Consider the following 17,866-nt stretch of genomic DNA (forward strand, 5'->3'; position numbering starts at 1 on the left):
GTTACGATCATTTCTTTTTGAACTTGGTCTTCTGCGGCAGGCCGGGGAGGCCGCGGGGCATTCCGCCGGGTCCTCCGAAGCCGCCCAATCCCGGAAGTCCGCCGGCCAGGCCGGGAGGAAGCTTGTCGGGAAGGCCTTCGGGCAGGTCCTTCATGTCCTTCGGCAGCTCGCCTTCGGGCATCTGAGGCATGCCGCCGCCGAAGAGGCCGCCGAAGCCGCCGCGCTTGCCGACCTTCTTCATCATGTCGGCCATCTGGCGGTGCATCTTCACCAGCTTGTTGATCTCCTGCACCGACGTGCCGGAGCCGGACGCCACGCGCTTCTTGCGGGAGGCGTTCAGAACCTTCGGGTTCTTGCGCTCCTTCTTGGTCATGGATGAGATGATGGCCTGCTGGCGATTGAGCACGCTGTCGTCGAGGTTTGCCGCCTCGATCTGCTTCTTCATCTTGCCGATGCCGGGCAGCATGGAGAGCACGCCGCCCATGCCGCCGAGCTTCTTCATCTGCTCGAGCTGGTCGGAGAGATCGTCGAGATCGAAGGTGCCCTTCCGCATCTTCTTGGCGGCGGCTTCAGCCTTCTCCACCTCGACATTCTCGATCGCCTTCTCCACCAGGCTGACCACGTCGCCCATGCCGAGAATGCGGTTGGCGATACGGTCGGGGTGGAAATCCTCCAGGGCGTCGATCTTTTCGCCGGTGCCGAGCAGCTTGATGGGCTTGCCGGTCACGGCGCGCATGGAGAGCGCGGCGCCACCGCGGCCGTCGCCGTCGATGCGGGTCAGCACGATGCCGGTGAGAGAGACGCATCGGTCGAAACTCTGGGCGAGGTTCACCGCGTCCTGACCGGTCAGGGCATCGGCGACCAGCAAAGTCTCGTGGGGATTGGACGCCTTCTCGATGGAAGCCGTCTCGGCCATCAGCTCCTCGTCGATATGGGTGCGGCCCGCGGTATCGAGCAGCAGCACATCGAAGCCGCCGCGTCGGGCGGCGTCCATGGCGCGCTTGGTGATGGTGACCGGGTCCTCGCCCTCAACGATGGGCAGGGTCGCGACATCGGTCTGCTCGCCGAGGATCTTGAGCTGCTCCTGGGCGGCAGGCCGGCGCGTATCCAGCGAGGCCATGAGGACTTTCTGCCTCTCGCGGGTCTGCAGACGCTTGGCGAGCTTGGCCGTCGTCGTCGTCTTGCCCGAACCCTGCAGGCCGACCATCATCATGACCACGGGCACGGCCGCGGCGAGATCGATGGGCTGCGGGTCGCGGCCGAGGGTCTCGATCAGCTCGTCGTGGACGATCTTGATGACCATCTGGCCCGGGGCGACGGATTTCACCACCTCCTGGCCGACGGCCTTCTGCTTCACCCGATCGATGAAGTCCTTCACCACATCGAGGGCGACATCGGCCTCGAGCAGGGCACGGCGGACCTCGCGCATGGCTTCGGAAACGTCGGCTTCCGAAAGTGCGCCGCGGCGGGTGAGCTTATCGAGAATTCCCGATAGGCGGTCTGAAAGGCTCTCGAACATCTATCCGGCTACCAAATCCACATATTTGCGTTCGACCCAACCGGACTTGCAGGGTCCTGAATAGGCCCGGGGCTCCGGCCAGGGGGTTCCGACGCCGCACGCCTGATCCTTCTTGGAATAGACAATGCCTTCCCAGCCCTTTTTCCGGTCGCACATGGAGACCCCTTGACCTTCCTTGATCTCGTCGATCACCGGATAGTCGGGGCCGGGGCCGGACCGCACGGGCAGCACGGCATCGGGATTGTCGGCGAGGCCAACGATCTGGCCCCAGGAGCCGCAGGCGTCGCCGCTGTCCTGCCCGGCCATGACCGGCACGGAATCCAGGTCGCCGAAGGCGGCGCCGGCCAAGATGACCGGCACCAGCGCAACGGCCAGGATCCAAGCCCGGCGAGGCAGGGATATGAAACGGCGGACAGTCATTAGCCGGCGGCTTCCCTCACATATTTCTGATGCACCCACCCGGAAGAGCAGGGTCCCTGATAGGCGGCGGCTTGCGGCCAAGGCGAGGAGACCCCGCAATCCTGATAGCCGGGATAGACGACGCCGAGCCACGGGCCGCTCTGATCGCAGATATAGACGGCATCGCCGTTGTGGAGCTGGTCCAGCATGGCGTAGTCGCCGTCGGGTCCGGCGCGCACGGCCAGGAAGCCGTCGCCGTTGGGGTCGAGACCGGCGACCTCGCCGATGATCCCGCAGGCGTCGTAGCCCTGGTTCTGGCCGGGGACGACGGGGATCGCACGCTGCTGGGCGACGCCGAGGGCCGGCGCGACGGCAACCGCAGCGACGGCGAGCAAGGCGTTCAATGCCAGGGCCGGCATCGCCAAATTTGGTTTCTTCAGGGCCAGCTTCGTCATGGCCAGGGTCCTTTCGTTGTGGCTTCGAGGGCCACAACCCTACAACAAGCGATCAGGCAAAGCGGAATTGCTTCCGTGGGCGCATCGCGCTGACGGAAGTTGACCCCCCTGCCCCCGGGCTGTTCCTGACTTATCTGGAAAGCCGTGTGCAGGGCGGCGGCTCACACAATTCGAGCTGCCTAGAATTTCGCAGGTGTTTTGAGCGCTGGCCGACGAGAAGTCAAGCTGGCAGGCGGACGGGCGCGGGTCCGCTAGCTGGTGAAGGCGGCGTCCAGCCCCTTGGTCAGGTCTTCGGCGTTCATCACCGGCTGCACCTCCAGCTCGGCGTCCAGCTCCGAAAAGAGGGGCTCGGCGAAGATCGGGATATCGGCCTGGTCCGTCAGATCGAAGATGAAAAGAGCCGCGCGACAGCCGCGTTCGGTGAAGAAGTAGGTGGCTTCGGGTTCCAGCCGCTCGATGGTCGCCTCGATGATGCGTCCGAAACGGCCGGCCTCGATGGCGCGGTTGGCGGGCTCCATGGGAAAACGGGCTTTGAGCATCATGCGCATGGATAATTTCTCCGAGTCGGTCGGCCTAAGGCTTCAAATGAATGCATCCTGACATAGTCCGGCCGGACGGCGAAGCTGTGGCGGCGCCGCGCTAACCCGCGAGCTTGACCGCCAGATCCAGGAGGGCTTCGTCGCCGCCATGCCAGCCGATGAAGGAGAGGCCCACGGGGCAGCCGTCCACCTCGCCCGCGGGAATCGTGATCTGGGGCAGGCCCGCATGGCCGGCGAGACAGGTCGCCTGCAGGGTGAGCTTGCGGAACCGGGCCGTCGCCTCGCCTTCCGCCTCGTCGCGCTTGGGCGGGAGGGTCGGTGCCGTGGGGATCGCCATGATGTTGCCCGGCTGGGCCTGGGCTTGAAGCCGCATGGTGGCTTTCTCCCGGACCTTCTGGGCTTCGTCCGCCTCCTCGTCAGTGATTTTGGAAGCCATCTCGAACCGCTCCTTGATGCCGGGGCCAAGTTTCAGCCCGTGCTTCTCGATGGCGGGCAACAGGGTTTCCTGGATCTCGTGGCCCTGGAGGATGCGGAAGGCTTCTCGCCAAGGTTCGATCGCCTCGCCCACGATGCGGCGCGGCTCGGCGGGCGGGAGCTTATCGCCGACATGCGCCAGGGCGTGACCGATTGCCTCCACAATGCGCGGGTCGGCCTGGTCGAACATATCCTCCACGACGATGAGCTGGCCGATGGCGCCTTCGACACGGCGTTCGTCCAGCAGCACGTTGCCGACCTCGCGAAACAGCTTCGCGTCACGGGCGAAGAAGCCGGCGGTATCGAAGCGCGGCGCCATGGGCGTGGCACCGTCGAGGCTGATGCGGGCGAAGGTCGGGCGGAGACCGTACAGGCCGCAGAAGGACGCCGGGATGCGCACCGAGCCGCCGGTATCGGCGCCGAGGGCAAAGTCGCACATGCGGGCCGCCACGGCCGCGGCCGCCCCGCAGGAGGAGCCGCCGGTGTGGCGGTCTTTGGCGCGGGGGTTGATGGGGGCGCCGTAATGGGCGTTATCGCCGAGCAGGCTGTAGAAGAACTCGTCGCAGATCGTAGAGCCGGTCAGCGTCGCGCCGGCATCGAGCAGGGCCTGGACGGCGGGCGCGGTCTCGTTCGCCGGTTCGGCGATCTCGTAGAACCCCGGATTGCCGTTGGAAACCTTCAGCCCCTCCACCGCGAACATGTCCTTGATCATGAAGCTGCGCCCGGCAAGTGGACCGTTGGCGGCGCCCTCGATGGGCCGCCCGGGACTGTGGGGGACGAGAGCGTGGACGGGATCGTTGGTGGAATCTGCTGGCATAAGACCTATCGAAGGCTCGAGTGCCTTGGTTCGAGAATATGAGGATGCATCACTAGGCGAGAGCCTAGGAGACGCCATATAACGGGCGAAGTTCCTTTAACGGCGAAGACGCGCGGACGCAAAGGCGCGGTCAGGACAGGCAATGGCGGATCAAATCTCCTTCCGCAAGATGAACGGGCTCGGCAACGACTTCGTCGTGCTCGATGCGCGCGTCCAGAATGTGCCGCGCGATCCGGAGAGCATCGCGGCCATCGCCAATCGCGAGACCGGCATCGGCTGCGATCAGGTGATCGTCTTGGAGCCGACCTCGCGGGCCGATCTCTTCATGCGCATCTACAATGCGGACGGCAGCGAGGTGGGCGCGTGCGGGAACGCGACGCGCTGCGTGGCGCTTTGGCCGCGGTGGAGCAAGAGCGGCTGTCGGTCCGGATCGAGACGGAGGCGGGCATCCTGCCGGCCGAGGTCGGCGCGGACGGCGTGGTTGCCGTCGATATGGGCGCGCCGCGGCTCCGCTGGGATCAGATCCCGCTGGAGGAGGAATTTCACGACACCAAGCGGATCGAGCTGCAGATCGGGCCGATCGACGATCCGGTGCTCCATTCGCCGGCGGTGGTCAATGTGGGCAATCCCCACTGCATCTTCTTCGTCGAGGATGTCGACGCCCACGACCTCGCCCGGTTCGGGCCGATGATCGAGAATTTTCCGATCTTTCCGGAGCGGGCCAATGTCTCGCTGGCGCAGGTCACCGGAGAGGATGCGCTGAAGCTGCGGACCTGGGAGCGGGGCGCGGGGCTGACGAAGGCCTGCGGCACGGCGGCGTGCGCCGCGGCCGTCTCCGCGGCGCGCCGGAAGCTGACGGGGCGAACGGTCAAGGTGAGCCTGCCCGGCGGCGATCTCGTCATCGATTGGAGGGAGGACGACGACCACATCCTGATGATCGGCCCTTACGCGCTCGACTTCGAGGGCACGCTGCCCGAAGGCCTCGTTAAGCAAGAGACACCGGCGGTCTGAAGCTCTTCACGGGCCGCCCCTTTTTCGTGTTAGACACCCAAAATGTCCGACCTTGAGATCATCACTTTCGGCTGCCGCCTGAACACCTACGAGTCCGAGGTGATGCGGCGCCATGCGCAGGACGCGGGTCTGGAAGACGCCGTGATCGTGAACACCTGCGCGGTGACCGAGGAGGCCGTGCGCCAGGCGCGCCAGGCGATTCGACGTGCCCGTCGGAAGCGGCCGGACGCCAAGATCATCGTCACCGGCTGCGCGGCCCAGATCGATCCGGAGCATTTCGCCGGCATGGAAGAGATCGACCATGTGGTCGGCAATCAGGAAAAGCTCGAGGCGAAGACCTTCGGCGGGCTCTCCGTCGGGGGCGAGGAGCGGGTCCAGGTCAACGACATCATGTCGGTGCAGGAGACGGCCGGGCATCTCATCGATGGATTCGGATCCCGCGCCCGCGCCTACGTTCAGATCCAGAACGGCTGCGATCACCGCTGCACCTTCTGCGTGATCCCGTATGGCCGCGGACCGTCGCGCTCGGTGCCGGCGGGCGAGGTGGTGCGCCAGATCCGCGTGCTGGCGGAGCAGGGCTATTCCGAAGTCGTTCTGACCGGGGTCGACATCACGTCCTACGGGGCGGACCTGCCCGGCGGGATGCGCCTCGGCAAGCTGGTTCGCTCTATCCTCCGTCAGGTTCCGGAGCTGCCGCGCCTAAGGCTCTCCTCCATCGATTCCATCGAGGCGGACGAGGACCTGATGCGGGCGATCGCGGAGGAAGAGCGGCTTATGCCGCATCTGCACCTTTCCCTCCAGGCCGGTGACGATCTGACCCTGAAGCGCATGAAGCGCCGCCACGGGCGGGATCATTCGGTGCAATTCTGCGAGGAAGTCCGGCGGCTTCGGCCCGATATCGTCTTCGGGGCCGATCTGATCGCGGGTTTTCCGACGGAAACCGACGCGATGTTCGAAAATTCCATGTCGCTGGTGGACGATTGCGGGCTGACTTTCCTGCATGTCTTCCCCTATAGCGCGCGGCCCGGCACGCCTGCGGCACGCATGCCTGCGGTGGACAAGCAGATCGTAAGCGCCCGCGCGAAGGCCCTTCGCGAGAAGGGTGTCGAGGCCCTGAAGCGGCATCTCGACGGAGCGAGCGGCCGGCGCATCCAGGTGCTGACCGAGCGTGAAACATTGGGGCGGGCGTCCGACTTTACCCTAGTCAAGCTGGAACAAGCATATGGGGCGGGCCGGCTGGTCGAAGCGGAAGTGCATGGCCATGACGGCAACGCCCTATTGGCGAAGGTGATGGGATGAGCGAGACCAAGAAGCCGGGATTTTTCAAACGACTGTTCGGGTTCGGCGGAGCCGACGACGCCCCGAAAACGCCGGAGCCGGAGGCGCCAAAAGCGAAGACACCTGAGCCGAAGGCGGTAGAGACGCCTACGGCTGAGAAGCCTGCCGCGAAGCCGCCGGTAGAAAAAGCGCCCGCAGCGAAAAAGCCGGCTGCCAAATCCAGCGGCGCCAAATCGACGACGGCCAAGAAGCAATCGGCCAAGAAGCCGGCTGCCAAGTCTCCGGCAAAAGCGTCCGAGGCCAAACCGGCCGCCAAGCACCGGCGGCGAAGAAGCCTGCCGCGAAGGCCGGGTCGGCGGCAAAGCCGGCTGCGACACCCGCCAAACGATCCGAGAAGCCTGCCGGCAAGACGGCGGCGACCGCGAAATCCGCAGCGAGCAAGCCGGCCGCCAGCAAGCCGGCCGCCAGTAAGCCTTCCGCGGAGCGCCCGCGGCCCGCAAGGCTACCTCGGGCAAGGGCGCGGCTCAGAGCACTGCCAAACCCGGCGGCAGGTCTTCCAAGCCGGCGACCACGCCCCGGAAAGGCGAGGGTACCGCGACCACCCTTGAGCCTCATGCGCCACTGACGGCGGAGGAGAAGAAGCGCGAAGACGAGCACGCGACGGAGATGCAGCCCAAGACCTCTCCGCCCGCTTCGGCGCCGGCGAATGCGCCCGGCCAGAAGCGGCCGGAGGAAAGGGAGCCTTCGCGGCGGACCGAAGAGGCGCCTCAGGCCGACGACGAGGCCGGCCCAGCCAGTCCGCGGCCACCGGAGCCCGATGGTGCGCCGGCCGAGAAGGAGTCCGAAGGACCGGATAAGAACACCCCGCCGGCTGGACCTGGCCCTGTGAATGACGACGAGGACGAGGCGGGCCCGACCGCGCCGGAGCCGAAGCAGTTCAAGGCGCAGGCGGCAGCTCCGAAGAAGGGCTGGTTCGCCCAACTTCGCGAGGGCTTGTCGCGGACGTCGAATGCGCTGACGGAAAACCTCTCAGCGGTGCTGACCAAGGAGAAGCTCGACGAGGACACCCTGGACGACCTGGAAGACGTGCTGATCCGGGCGGATCTGGGTGTCGAGATGGCCGAGCGGGTGCGCAGTATCATTGCCAAGAACCGTTATGACCGCGGTGCATCGGCCGACGCGGTTCGCCAGGTTCTGGGCGACGAGGTGACCAAGGTGCTGGATCCGGTCGCGCAGCCCTTTCCGGCCATGGCGGAGAAGCCTTTCGTCTGGCTTGTCGTGGGTGTGAACGGCACCGGCAAGACGACCACTATCGGCAAGCTCGCCCACCGGTTCGAGACCCAGGGTAAGAAGGTGACTCTGGCGGCTGCGGACACGTTCCGGGCGGCGGCGATCGATCAGCTGAAGATCTGGGGCGAGCGGGTGAATGCGCCCGTGGTGGCTCATGACGTGGGGTCGGACCCGGCGGGCGTCGCCTATGACGGGCTGAAGCGCGCCCAGGAGACCAATGCCGACGTGCTTATGATCGACACGGCGGGCCGCCTGCAGAACAAGAGCGACCTGATGGACGAGCTGGCGAAGATCGTCCGCGTCCTAAAGAAGTTGGAGCCGGAGGCCCCCCATGGCGTGCTTCTGGTGCTCGACGCGACGACGGGCCAGAACGCGCTCAACCAGGTGGAGCTTTTCCAGCAGGTTGCGGGCGTCACCGGTCTGGTGGTGACCAAGCTCGACGGCACGGCGCGGGGCGGAATTCTAGTGGCGATCGCCGAGCGCTTCGGCCTGCCGGTGCATGCCATCGGCGTGGGCGAGGGGATCGACGATCTGGAATCCTTCGATGCGGAGGATTTCGCACGTGCCATCGCCGGTTTCGGACGAGAAAATGCAAAAGCAGCCTAGACGCGACAATCCCCAGACAGAAAGCCCTGCAGAGGCGGAAGGGGCGGTCGAGCAGTCGATGCCGACCAAGATGGCGATTGAGCTCGGTCCGCTGCTGATCTTTTTCGCCATGAATGCGGCGAAGGGCATCTACTTTGCCACGGCGGCGTTCATGATCGCGACGGTGGCCGCGTTGGCTTTCGCCTTCTTCCGCTACCGCAAGGTACCGATCATGCCGCTGGTCAGCGGCGTCATCGTGATGGTTTTCGGTGGGCTGACCCTCTACCTGCAGGACGCGACATTCATCAAGCTTAAGCCGACGATCGTCTACGTGACCTTCGCGGCGGTCCTGCTCGGCGGTCTCCTGATGAAGAAGCCCCTGCTGCAATTTCTGTTCGGTCCGGCCTTTGCGCTGACAGAGGAGGGCTGGCGTAAGCTGACCTATCGATGGGTCGGTTTCTTCATCGTCATGGCGGTGGTGAACGAGTTCGTCTGGCGCAATTTCTCCACGGATGCCTGGGTCAGCTTCAAGGCCTTCGGCTTCCTGCCCCTCACGCTCATTTTCGCTCTTCTCCAGATGCCGCTCCTCCAGCGCTATAGCGAGAACACCGACGAGGAAGAGCGCGCCGGTTAAGCATTCTGCGCGGCTCTATGCGGACGCGTATCGAAATCCCGAAAAATCTCCCTAAATCCGAAATGCCGGCTTCTCTCGCCCGAGTAGACGGCAGATATTGGGGCTTTTTACGAGGCTCGTCGTTTTGGGGAAACCGGCGACTTACGCAACCTATAGTTTGCGAGTGATGATTACGGGTTGTACTAAGGATCTAGAAATCGATGCGATTCGTATAGCGTGGGGGAAATCGCCGAGGACCGTGGAGAAAACGAAGAACGATGGGACAAGAAGACTCCGGCGACGGTTTCGACCGTTCGGCCATGCATCTTTTGCACCGGGCGGGGCAGTACGCGAACGACGTGTTTTTGCTTGAAGCCAGTGCGTGCCATCTGACACCGCGCCAATTCACCGTGCTCGCGACGGTTGGGGAATTGGAGGGCCTGACCCAGACAGATCTGGTCGAGCGAACCGGGATCGATCGTTCGACGCTCGCCGACATCGTCGCCCGCCTCCTTTCCCGCGGTCTCATACGGCGCCGGCGCGCCAAGCAGGACGGGCGGGCTTACGAAATCCGGCTTACACGGGTGGGCATCAAGACTCTTTCAGAGGCCCAGCCGCGGGCGATGGCGGCAGATACGCGTCTCTTGTCGAAGCTCCCACCGGCGAAGCGGCAGGAATTCCTCGAATCCCTCAGCCTGATCGTCCAGGGCGATAAGGACTAGGAGCCGCCTGCCGCCTCTTCGGGCGGGGTCTCGGCACCCGAGTTGCTCCGCGGCTGGCTGCTCTTTTCGGCGATCAGCGGAAGAAGCTCCTCCTTCACCGATTGCTCGGTGAGCGGACCGACATGGCGGTAGGCCATGTTGCCATCGGGGTCGATCACGTACGTCTCCGGCACACCATAGACCCCCCAATCGATCGCGGTCCGGCCGGAGCGGTCGGCACCGACCTTCTCGAACGGGTTTCCGAGCTTGTTGAGGAAGGCGCGGGCGCTTTCGGGGTCGTCCTTGTAGTTGATGCCGAAGAGCCGGACGCCCGGCTGTTTGGCCAGCTCCATCAAAACCGGGTGCTCCTGACGGCACGGTCCGCACCAGGACGCCCAGACATTGACGATGGTCGGGCCGCCTTGCGCGAGCTCTTCGTTGTCGAACCCCTCGCCTCCCTCGATGAGGGGCGGCAAGTCGAAGACAGGCACCGGCTTGCCGAGCAGGACAGACGGCAAGCGGTGAGGATCGCCCGCGCCGAGCGCGAACCAGAACAAAGCTGCAAGTCCCAGAAAGACGATCAGCGGCAAGGACCAGATCAGGGCGCGGCGGCGCGGCGTTGCGGCGTTCTCGGTCATTTGCTTTCCCGGCGCGAAGCAGGCCTGGCGGATTGTGCCGGCTTGGCCGGACTCTTGCGGCGGCTCGGCGCGCGTTTTGCTTGGCTCTTGGGTTTGGCTGTCGTGGATTGAGCCCTCTTGGGTTCGGCCGTCGTGCTCGCTTTTGCGGGACTCCTGGGCTTCGGCGACGTCTGTTTCGCGGGCTCTTCGGCGGTTCCGGTGGACGGCTTCTCGGCGGACGAGTCGGCGGTAGTCGGCTTGGCCGCCGAGCGTCGCGTGATGCCGCGGGCCTCGAGATCTGCGAGAAGACGGCGCTGGCGGCGATCGTTGGCAACCACGCCGACGGTCAGGCCGATGACGCAGATGGCGGTCACGGCGTAGGCGCCCCAGATGAAGGCGGCGTGGGGGCCGAGATCCAAAGCGTTGTGGAGCATGGTCTTCCGGTTCTCCCTACGCAGCCGCGGCCCGCTGGACGGCGATCTGCTGCAAGGCGTGGACGCGTCTGCTCAGGATCTCGGCGCGCATGGCGAGAAGATGGAGCAAGGTGAACAGGGCGAAGAAGCCTGCGCCCATGACGAAAAGCGGCGTCAGCAGGGACGGATCGATGGTCGGTCCGCCCATACGGAAGACGCTGGCCGGCTGATGCAGGGTATTCCACCAATCGACGGAGAATTTGATGATGGGCAGGTTCACCGCGCCCACCAGGGCCAGGATGGCGGTGGCGCGGGCGGCCCGAACCGGATCTTCGATGGCCTGGCGGAGCGCGATCAGTCCGAGATAGAGCAGGAACAGGATCAGCATCGAGGTGAGGCGGGCATCCCAGACCCAGTAGGTGCCCCACATGGGCTTGCCCCAGAGAGAGCCCGTCACCAGAACGATGAAGGTGAAGGTGGCGCCGATGGGCGCTGCGGCCTTGGCCGAGACATCGGCCAGGGGGTGGCGCCAGATCAACACGCCCAGGGCCGAGAGGGCGATGACCGTATAGGCGAACATGGAGATCCAGGCCGAGGGGACATGGATGAACATGATCTTCACGGTCTGGCCCTGCTGATAATCGGGCGGCGCCTGGAAGAAGCTGAGATACAGGCCGTAGCCGATCAGCAGCACGGTCAAGCCGGCAAGCCATGGTGTGACGGCGTTCACCAGGCTGAGGAAGCGCGTGGGGTTGGCAAGGCCGCTGAGGCCGCCGGGCGGCTTGCGATTGCTCATGCAGGGCTGCTCGCGATTGGTTTGGGCTGGCGTCCGTGGCTTCGGACGCTTGTTTGAAGTCGATCTAAGGTGTTTGACGCCTCGGCGCAATCGATGGCGCCCATTGGCCGCTCATCGCTGGCTCGCCCGCAAGGCGGCCGCGGCGGCGATGGGCGACAGAACGATGCTGATCAGGCTGATGGCGCAAAGGATGAGAAGCGCGCTCCACGGCGAGCCAGGACCGGTGGTGGCGGCGCTTACGCTCGAGACGCCGAAGATCAGCACCGGCACGTAGAGCGGCAACACCAGGAGCGCAATCAGAACGCCGCTGCGGCGAAGGCCTAAGGTCAGCGCAGCGCCGATGGCGGCCAGGAAGCTGACGGCGGGCGTTCCCGCCAGGAGCGAGAGCATCAGCATGCCATAGGCGTCGATCGGGAGATTCAGCAGCAGGCCGAGGACCGGCGCGAGGAGGGTCAGCGGGATGCCCGTCGCGATCCAGTGGGCGAGGCTCTTGATGCCGGCGGCAAGCTCCAGGGGGATGGGGCCGAGCATCAGCAGATCGAGGCTGCCGTCCTCGTAATCGTTATGGAAGATGCGGTCGGCGGAGAGCAGCCCGGCCAGCAGCAGCGCCACCCAAAGCATGCCGGCGGCGATGCGCGACAGCAGGTTGAGGTCGGGGCCGAGGCCCAGCGGGGTCAGCACCACGACGGTGAAATAAAAGCCGAGCGCCGTGCCGATGGCGCCGCCTTCGCGCCAGGAGAGGGTGAGGTCGCGGCGAAGCAGGGCCAGACAGGCGCGGATCATGCGGCCTCGCGTGCGCTGAGGTCGAGGTTCTGGGCGAAGCGCAACGACAAGGGCAGATGGGTCGCGACGACCGCCATGCCGCCCGCTTTGAGATGATCCTTGATGATGGCGGCGAGGATCTTGGTGGATGCCGCATCGAGGGAGACGGAAGGCTCGTCCAGCAGCCACACGGGGCGTGGGGCGGCCAGGAGGCGGCACAATGCCAGCTTCCGCTTCTGTCCCGCGGAGAGCATCCCGGCGGGCAGGTCCGCGATCTCGGCAAGACCGAAGCGGGAGAGATGCGCCTGGATCGTCTCGTCGGAGAGGGGCGGGGCGCCGTAATAGTCGATCCAAAACTGTAGATTCTCAGAAACCGTAAGGCTCGCCTTCACACCGTTGGCATGGCCGAGATAGTGGACATGTTCGCCGAAGGGCTTCTCCTCATCGGCGGGCAGTAGGCGCACCTCTCCGGTCTCGGCCGGGAGGAAGCCGGCCATCAGGCGAAGCAGGCTCGTCTTGCCGGCGCCGTTGGGGCCGGTCAGCAGCAAGGCCTCGCCGGCGGACAGCGCAAAGCTCAGCCCTTCGAAGACGAGCCGCAGGCCACGACGGCAGGCAAGGTCATGCGCTTCGAGTCGCTGGGGAACTTCCATTGCATCCAAAATGATCAGACTCTGTCGCATTCGTGGGCGAGCGGGGCGCGATTTCTTCGCGCATTGTCACCCTTTCGCATGGGGCTTTATATAGAAGTTCTGGGAAAGCCAAGGGCGCGGCCTCCGCCGTCCGCTCTTGCGGGGCGATTGGCCCCATTCTTGATTATAAAATCCATTCACGGTTGTGGGGACGCAATTGACCTCTTCATCTCAAACGTCGCTCGACAGTTTCAAATCCCGCTCGACGTTGAAGCTGAAGGATCGCAGCTACCAATATTTCGATCTTAAGAAGGCCGAGGCCAACGGGCTCGACGGAATCGGCCGACTGCCTTTCTCTCTCAAGGTTCTGCTCGAGAACCTGCTGCGTCACGAAGACGGGCGCACGGTGAGCGACGAGGATATCCGGGCCATGGCCGGCTGGCTCACCGACCGGCGGAGCGACCGTGAGATCGCGTTCCGCCCCGCCCGGGTGCTCATGCAGGATTTCACCGGCGTGCCGGCGGTGGTCGATCTGGCCGCCATGCGCGACGCCATGGCGGCGCTTGGTCGCGATCCGGAAGAGATCAATCCGCTGGCGCCGGTCGACCTCGTGATCGATCACTCTGTCATGGTCGACGTGTTCGGCTCGCCCAAGGCGTTCCTGGAGAACGTGGAGCGGGAATATGAGCGGAACGGCGAACGCTATGCGTTTCTGCGCTGGGGCGCCGATGCGTTCGACAATTTCCGCGTGGTGCCGCCGGGCACCGGCATCTGCCATCAGGTCAATCTGGAATATCTCGCTCAGACCGTCTGGACCAAGGAGAACGGCGAGCTGACCGCGTTCCCGGATTCCCTGGTCGGCACGGACAGCCACACCACCATGGTGAACGGCCTTTCGGTCCTCGGCTGGGGCGTCGGCGGCATCGAGGCGGAAGCGGCCATGCTGGGTCAGCCGATCTCCATGCTGATCCCCGAGGTCGTCGGGTTCCGGCTGAAGGGCAAGCTTCCCGAAGGCGTGACCGCCACGGATCTCGTGCTCACCGTCACCGAGATGCTGCGCAAGAAGGGCGTGGTCGGCAAGTTCGTGGAGTTCTACGGCAAGGGGCTGGACCACCTGCCGCTCGAGGACCGGGCGACCATCGCCAACATGGCGCCGGAATACGGCGCGACCTGCGGCTTCTTTCCGATCGATTCGGAGACCATCGAGTATCTGGAGGCCACCGGCCGCAAGCGCTCCCGCATCGCGCTGGTCGAGGAATACGCGAAGACTCAAGGGCTCTACCGGGAGAGCGATACGCCCGATCCCGTCTTCACCGACACGCTCGAGCTCGACCTGGCGGATGTGGAGCCTTCCCTCGCCGGACCGAAGCGGCCCCAGGACCGGGTGCCCCTGACACGCGCGGCAGAGGCTTTCGCCCAAGTGCTGGACGAGGAATACGGCAAAGCGGCCGAGGCCGATAAGCGCGTGCCGGTCGACGGCAAGAATTTCGATCTGGGCCATGGCGATGTGGTGATCGGGGCGATCACCTCCTGCACCAACACCTCCAACCCGTCGGTGATGATCGCGGCGGGTCTGCTGGCGCGGAACGCCGTGAAGAAGGGTCTGCAGACCAAGCCCTGGGTGAAGACGTCGCTTGCGCCGGGCTCTCAGGTGGTGAGCGATTATCTCGCCAAGGCCGATCTCCAGGACGATCTGGACAAGCTCGGCTTCAATCTCGTGGGTTATGGCTGCACCACTTGCATCGGCAATTCCGGGCCGCTGCCGGAGGAGATCTCCAAGACGATCCACGAGAACGGGTTGGCGGTCGCCTCGGTGCTTTCTGGCAATCGCAACTTCGAAGGCCGGGTGAACCAGGATGTGCGGGCGAACTATCTCGCCTCGCCGCCGCTGGTCGTGGCCTATTCGCTGGCCGGCAGCATCAATGTCGACCTGTTCAACGATCCGCTGGGCACCGACAAGCACGGCGAGCCCGTCTATCTGAAGGACATCTGGCCGAGCTCGAAGGAAATCGCCAAGACCGTGCGCAAGGCAGTGAAGCGCGAGATGTTCAAGGAGCGCTACGCCGACGTGTTCCGCGGCGACAAGGAATGGCGGGACATCGATTTCACGGGCGGCCGTACCTACGACTGGGACGGCAAGTCCACCTACGTGCAGAACCCGCCTTATTTCGTGGACATGGATCCGGAGCCGAAGCCCGTCACGGATATCGAGAATGCGCGTATCCTCGGCCTGTTCGGCGATTCCATTACCACGGACCACATCTCGCCGGCGGGCGCGATCAAGCAGGACAGCCCGGCCGGGCGGTATCTGCAGGAGCACGGCGTGCAGCCGATCGACTTCAACTCCTACGGTTCGCGGCGCGGCAATCACGAGGTGATGATGCGCGGCACCTTCGCCAATATCCGCATCAAGAACCAGATGGTGCCGGGTGTCGAAGGCGGCGTGACGGTGCATCAGCCGTCCGGCGAGCAGATGGCGATCTACGACGCCGCTATGCGCTATGCGGAGGAGAACGTGCCGCTGGTGGTGTTCGCGGGCAAGGAATACGGCACCGGCTCGTCGCGGGATTGGGCCGCAAAAGGCACGCTGCTTCTCGGGGTGCGCGCGGTCGTCACCGAGAGCTTCGAGCGGATCCACCGGTCCAACCTGATCGGCATGGGGGTGCTGCCCCTGATGTTCGAGCACGGCACGGACTGGAAATCGCTGGGGCTGACGGGTGCGGAGATGGTTTCCATCGACGGGCTCGCCGATCTCAGCCCGAAAAAGACCGTCCAGGCGAAGATCAGCTACCCGAGCGGCGAGGAGCGGACGATCCCGCTTCTGGTGCGCATCGATACGGCGGACGAGCTCGACTACTACCGCAACGGCGGCATCCTGCACTTCGTGCTTCGGCAGCTCGCCAAGGCGGCCTAGGCGCGGAATTTTCGGTCCACGTCATCCTGAGGTGCGCGCTTGCGCGCCCCGAAGGAGACGTGGCGTAGGCCGTCGCAGCGCATTCAGCTGTCATCCCTCGCGAAAGCAAGGAGCCAGCAACCCTTGTCTTGCGCAACGACTGATCGCGGTGGTTACTGGATTGCCCGGTCAAGCCGGGCAATGACGACCGAGTGGGGTGAACCGCTGGGCCGGGCAATGACAGGCGGTGAGAGCCGCAATACCAGCTCACCCAAAAGTGAATTCCGGCGCATGGCTTGTGAGCCCATGTGAACGACGGTTCGGGGCAGACTTACGCCCATGAAAGCGATCCTGTCCAAACTGCTCATGCCCTTCCTGCTTGGCCTCGCCATGCTGCTCTCGGGGCTCTACATCGCATCGGTCTCCGCCGCGCCGGTGAAGACGCCGGCCGTGCTGGAGCTGTTCACCAGCCAGGGCTGCTCGTCCTGCCCGCCGGCGGACAAGCTGCTCGGCGAGCTGGACAAGCGGAGCGACGTGATCGCCCTGTCCTATTCCGTCGATTATTGGGATTACCTCGGCTGGAAGGACACGCTGGGTAGTCCGGCAAACAGCGAACGTCAGCGGCGATACGCCCAGGCGCGCGGCGATGGGCGGGTCTATACGCCTCAGATCGTCGTGGACGGCGTGGCCCACGCGGTGGGGAGCAACCCTCAGGCGGTGACCGAGGCGATCGCGGCGGCGCAGAGTGAGCTTGCCGATCGGAAGGTGCCGATCATGCTGTCGCGGGACGGCGATGCTCTCGTCGCCTCGATCGGGTCGGGCGGTGATGGACGGTCTGCGACCCTTTGGGCCGGCATGGCGAAAACCGCGCAGCCGGTGAAGATCGCCCGTGGCGAAAACCGCGGACGCACGGTGACCTATCGCAACAATGTCCGGCAGCTTGTGCCCGTGGGGACTTGGTCGGGCGAAGCGACGCGCGTGACCATTCCCCTCTCCAAGCTCAAGGGCGGTGGCGGCGACCGCGTCTTCGTGCTGCTCCAGCGCGGCGCGGGCGGCCCGATCCTCGGAGCTGCGGAGCTCTCGAAGCTCTAGACGGCGCGCTCACCAATCGATCAGAAATCTCGGTGCCATGCCCGCTCTCGTGGCGGGCATCCATAACCCCCGCTTTGATTCTTTCAACGAGCGTCAGTGTTCATGGATCATCGGGCCAAGCCCGGTGATGACGCTGGGGATGGGCGGGACCTGCGAGCCAGGTGCTCCTCGTTGAGAGATACTGCTTCCCTAACACCTCATGGCGAGGGCGCCGCTTGAGCGGCGCGTCTCAGACCATGAGGTTTGTCGCCTCTTCGCATCACTTCCGGAACAGGGCTCCAGAATCAGAAACGGGCCAGCGTGAAAGCCGACCCGTTTCCGTACTCATTCGCTGGGAGGAGCGAACTTGAAATGAAGTGGCCCGGTCCTAGTTGAAGACCCCGGGGGGGCTGGGGGGCTGAGATACCGAAGTCTCACTTTGGACCGGGCCGAGAGGCAACAATAGTCATCCTACGGTTTTTTGGGGCATGCCAACGGCTGAACTGGGGCAATAGTGTGATTTATATTACAAATTGTTACACTTATTTCTGCAGCCCCGATTGGCTTGTGTTCGCCCGCTTGGAGCGCCATCATGACAGTTCCGTTGCAGAGGGTGAGCCGGTTTGAACGATACCACTTCGACCATCGTGCCGCTGAGTGGCGCAAGGGGCCCTAAACCGGTTTCGAGCGTCGCCTCAAGACCCAGCGAAGTCGCCTTCAATCGCTCGGAGCTTACTCAAATCCTGAACGTGTACGGCCGCAAGGTGGCCAGCGGCGAGTGGCGCGACTACGCCATCGACTTCGCGCGGGACAAAGCAGTGTTCTCGATCTTCCGGCGCACCAGCGAGGTGCCGCTCTATCGCATCGAGAAGGATCCGAAGCTGGCGCGCCGCCAGGGCGCCTATAGCGTGGTGGCGGCAACCGGGCAGATCCTCAAGCGCGGTCACGACCTGTCGCGTGTCCTGCGCGTGCTCGACAAAGGCCTGCGGCTCGTCGAGGGGTAG

At 64.8% G+C, this 17,866-nt stretch carries 17 protein-coding genes and 1 pseudogene; 8 read left to right on the forward strand and 10 right to left on the reverse strand.

Going from position 1 to position 17,866, the window contains the following annotated elements:
• Positions 1–7: 7 nt before the first annotated feature.
• From ffh to A7A08_RS13540, 5 genes are all read right to left on the reverse strand, one after another.
• Positions 8–1,519: a signal recognition particle protein gene (ffh, locus tag A7A08_RS13520; RefSeq protein WP_069096005.1), complete on the reverse strand. Its 1,512-nt coding sequence runs from the start codon at positions 1,517–1,519 to the stop codon at positions 8–10.
• A complete protein-coding gene (locus A7A08_RS13525) occupies positions 1,520–1,939 on the reverse strand; it encodes a hypothetical protein (protein WP_083226790.1) in 420 nt (139 codons plus the stop codon). It abuts the gene before it with no gap.
• On the reverse strand, positions 1,939–2,373 hold the full coding sequence (locus A7A08_RS13530; protein ID WP_245290949.1) for an SH3 domain-containing protein: 435 nt from the start codon (positions 2,371–2,373) through the stop codon (positions 1,939–1,941). The genes A7A08_RS13525 and A7A08_RS13530 overlap by 1 nt, the downstream gene beginning before the upstream one ends.
• A gap of 251 nt (positions 2,374–2,624) precedes the next feature.
• Complete coding sequence (locus tag A7A08_RS13535) at positions 2,625–2,915, reverse strand: hypothetical protein (protein ID WP_208430640.1); 291 nt, start codon at positions 2,913–2,915, stop codon at positions 2,625–2,627.
• 97 nt (positions 2,916–3,012) lie between these two features.
• A complete protein-coding gene (locus tag A7A08_RS13540) occupies positions 3,013–4,203 on the reverse strand; it encodes an amidase (RefSeq protein ID WP_069096007.1) in 1,191 nt (396 codons plus the stop codon).
• Between the two features lie 142 nt (positions 4,204–4,345).
• On the opposite strand from A7A08_RS13540, the pseudogene dapF reads away from it, so the two are divergent.
• From dapF to A7A08_RS13570, 5 genes and pseudogenes are all read left to right on the forward strand, one after another.
• Positions 4,346–5,214: pseudogene (dapF, locus tag A7A08_RS13545) on the forward strand (diaminopimelate epimerase).
• A gap of 42 nt (positions 5,215–5,256) precedes the next feature.
• A complete protein-coding gene (gene mtaB / locus A7A08_RS13550) occupies positions 5,257–6,513 on the forward strand; it encodes a tRNA (N(6)-L-threonylcarbamoyladenosine(37)-C(2))-methylthiotransferase MtaB (RefSeq protein ID WP_069096008.1) in 1,257 nt (418 codons plus the stop codon).
• Positions 6,514–7,158: 645 nt separating this feature from the next.
• Entirely contained in the window at positions 7,159–8,388 is a 1,230-nt protein-coding gene (gene ftsY, locus A7A08_RS13560) for a signal recognition particle-docking protein FtsY (RefSeq protein ID WP_208430641.1), read from the forward strand.
• Positions 8,372–9,001 carry a septation protein A gene (locus tag A7A08_RS13565; protein ID WP_083226792.1) on the forward strand — a complete coding sequence of 210 codons (630 nt, stop codon included), beginning with the start codon at positions 8,372–8,374 and terminating at the stop codon, positions 8,999–9,001. Before ftsY ends, A7A08_RS13565 begins: the two co-directional genes overlap by 17 nt.
• 257 nt (positions 9,002–9,258) lie before the next feature.
• The gene (locus A7A08_RS13570) at positions 9,259–9,702 is read left to right on the forward strand and encodes a MarR family winged helix-turn-helix transcriptional regulator (RefSeq protein WP_069096011.1); all 444 of its coding nucleotides are present in this window, start codon (positions 9,259–9,261) and stop codon (positions 9,700–9,702) included.
• Here the strand turns inward: A7A08_RS13570 and A7A08_RS13575 are convergent.
• The 5 genes from A7A08_RS13575 to ccmA form a co-directional block, all read right to left on the reverse strand.
• Positions 9,699–10,319, reverse strand: coding sequence for a DsbE family thiol:disulfide interchange protein (locus A7A08_RS13575; protein ID WP_069096012.1), 621 nt, complete (start codon positions 10,317–10,319; stop codon positions 9,699–9,701). The two genes, A7A08_RS13570 and A7A08_RS13575, sit on opposite strands and share 4 nt — an antisense overlap.
• Positions 10,316–10,732 carry a heme exporter protein CcmD gene (gene ccmD / locus A7A08_RS17450; protein ID WP_069096013.1) on the reverse strand — a complete coding sequence of 139 codons (417 nt, stop codon included), beginning with the start codon at positions 10,730–10,732 and terminating at the stop codon, positions 10,316–10,318. Before ccmD ends, A7A08_RS13575 begins: the two co-directional genes overlap by 4 nt.
• Positions 10,733–10,748: 16 nt before the next feature.
• Complete coding sequence (locus A7A08_RS13585) at positions 10,749–11,507, reverse strand: heme ABC transporter permease (RefSeq protein ID WP_069096014.1); 759 nt, start codon at positions 11,505–11,507, stop codon at positions 10,749–10,751.
• Positions 11,508–11,618: 111 nt separating this feature from the next.
• Complete coding sequence (ccmB, locus tag A7A08_RS13590; protein ID WP_083226807.1) at positions 11,619–12,287, reverse strand: heme exporter protein CcmB; 669 nt, start codon at positions 12,285–12,287, stop codon at positions 11,619–11,621.
• Positions 12,287–12,919, reverse strand: a complete 633-nt coding sequence (gene ccmA / locus A7A08_RS13595; RefSeq protein ID WP_069096016.1) for a heme ABC exporter ATP-binding protein CcmA — start codon at positions 12,917–12,919, stop codon at positions 12,287–12,289. Before ccmA ends, ccmB begins: the two co-directional genes overlap by 1 nt.
• A gap of 196 nt (positions 12,920–13,115) precedes the next feature.
• On the opposite strand from ccmA, the gene acnA reads away from it, so the two are divergent.
• The 3 genes from acnA (at position 13,116) to A7A08_RS13610 (ending at position 17,866) form a co-directional block, all read left to right on the forward strand.
• Positions 13,116–15,812 (forward strand): aconitate hydratase AcnA, encoded by a 2,697-nt coding sequence (gene acnA, locus A7A08_RS13600; protein WP_069096017.1) that lies wholly within the window; start codon positions 13,116–13,118, stop codon positions 15,810–15,812.
• Between the two features lie 318 nt (positions 15,813–16,130).
• Positions 16,131–16,883: a DUF1223 domain-containing protein gene (locus tag A7A08_RS13605; RefSeq protein WP_083226794.1), complete on the forward strand. Its 753-nt coding sequence runs from the start codon at positions 16,131–16,133 to the stop codon at positions 16,881–16,883.
• Positions 16,884–17,509: 626 nt separating this feature from the next.
• On the forward strand, positions 17,510–17,866 hold the full coding sequence (locus tag A7A08_RS13610) for a DUF2794 domain-containing protein (protein WP_425349035.1): 357 nt from the start codon (positions 17,510–17,512) through the stop codon (positions 17,864–17,866).

This window comes from Methyloligella halotolerans, assembly GCF_001708935.1.
Classification (GTDB): domain Bacteria; phylum Pseudomonadota; class Alphaproteobacteria; order Rhizobiales; family Methyloligellaceae; genus Methyloligella; species Methyloligella halotolerans.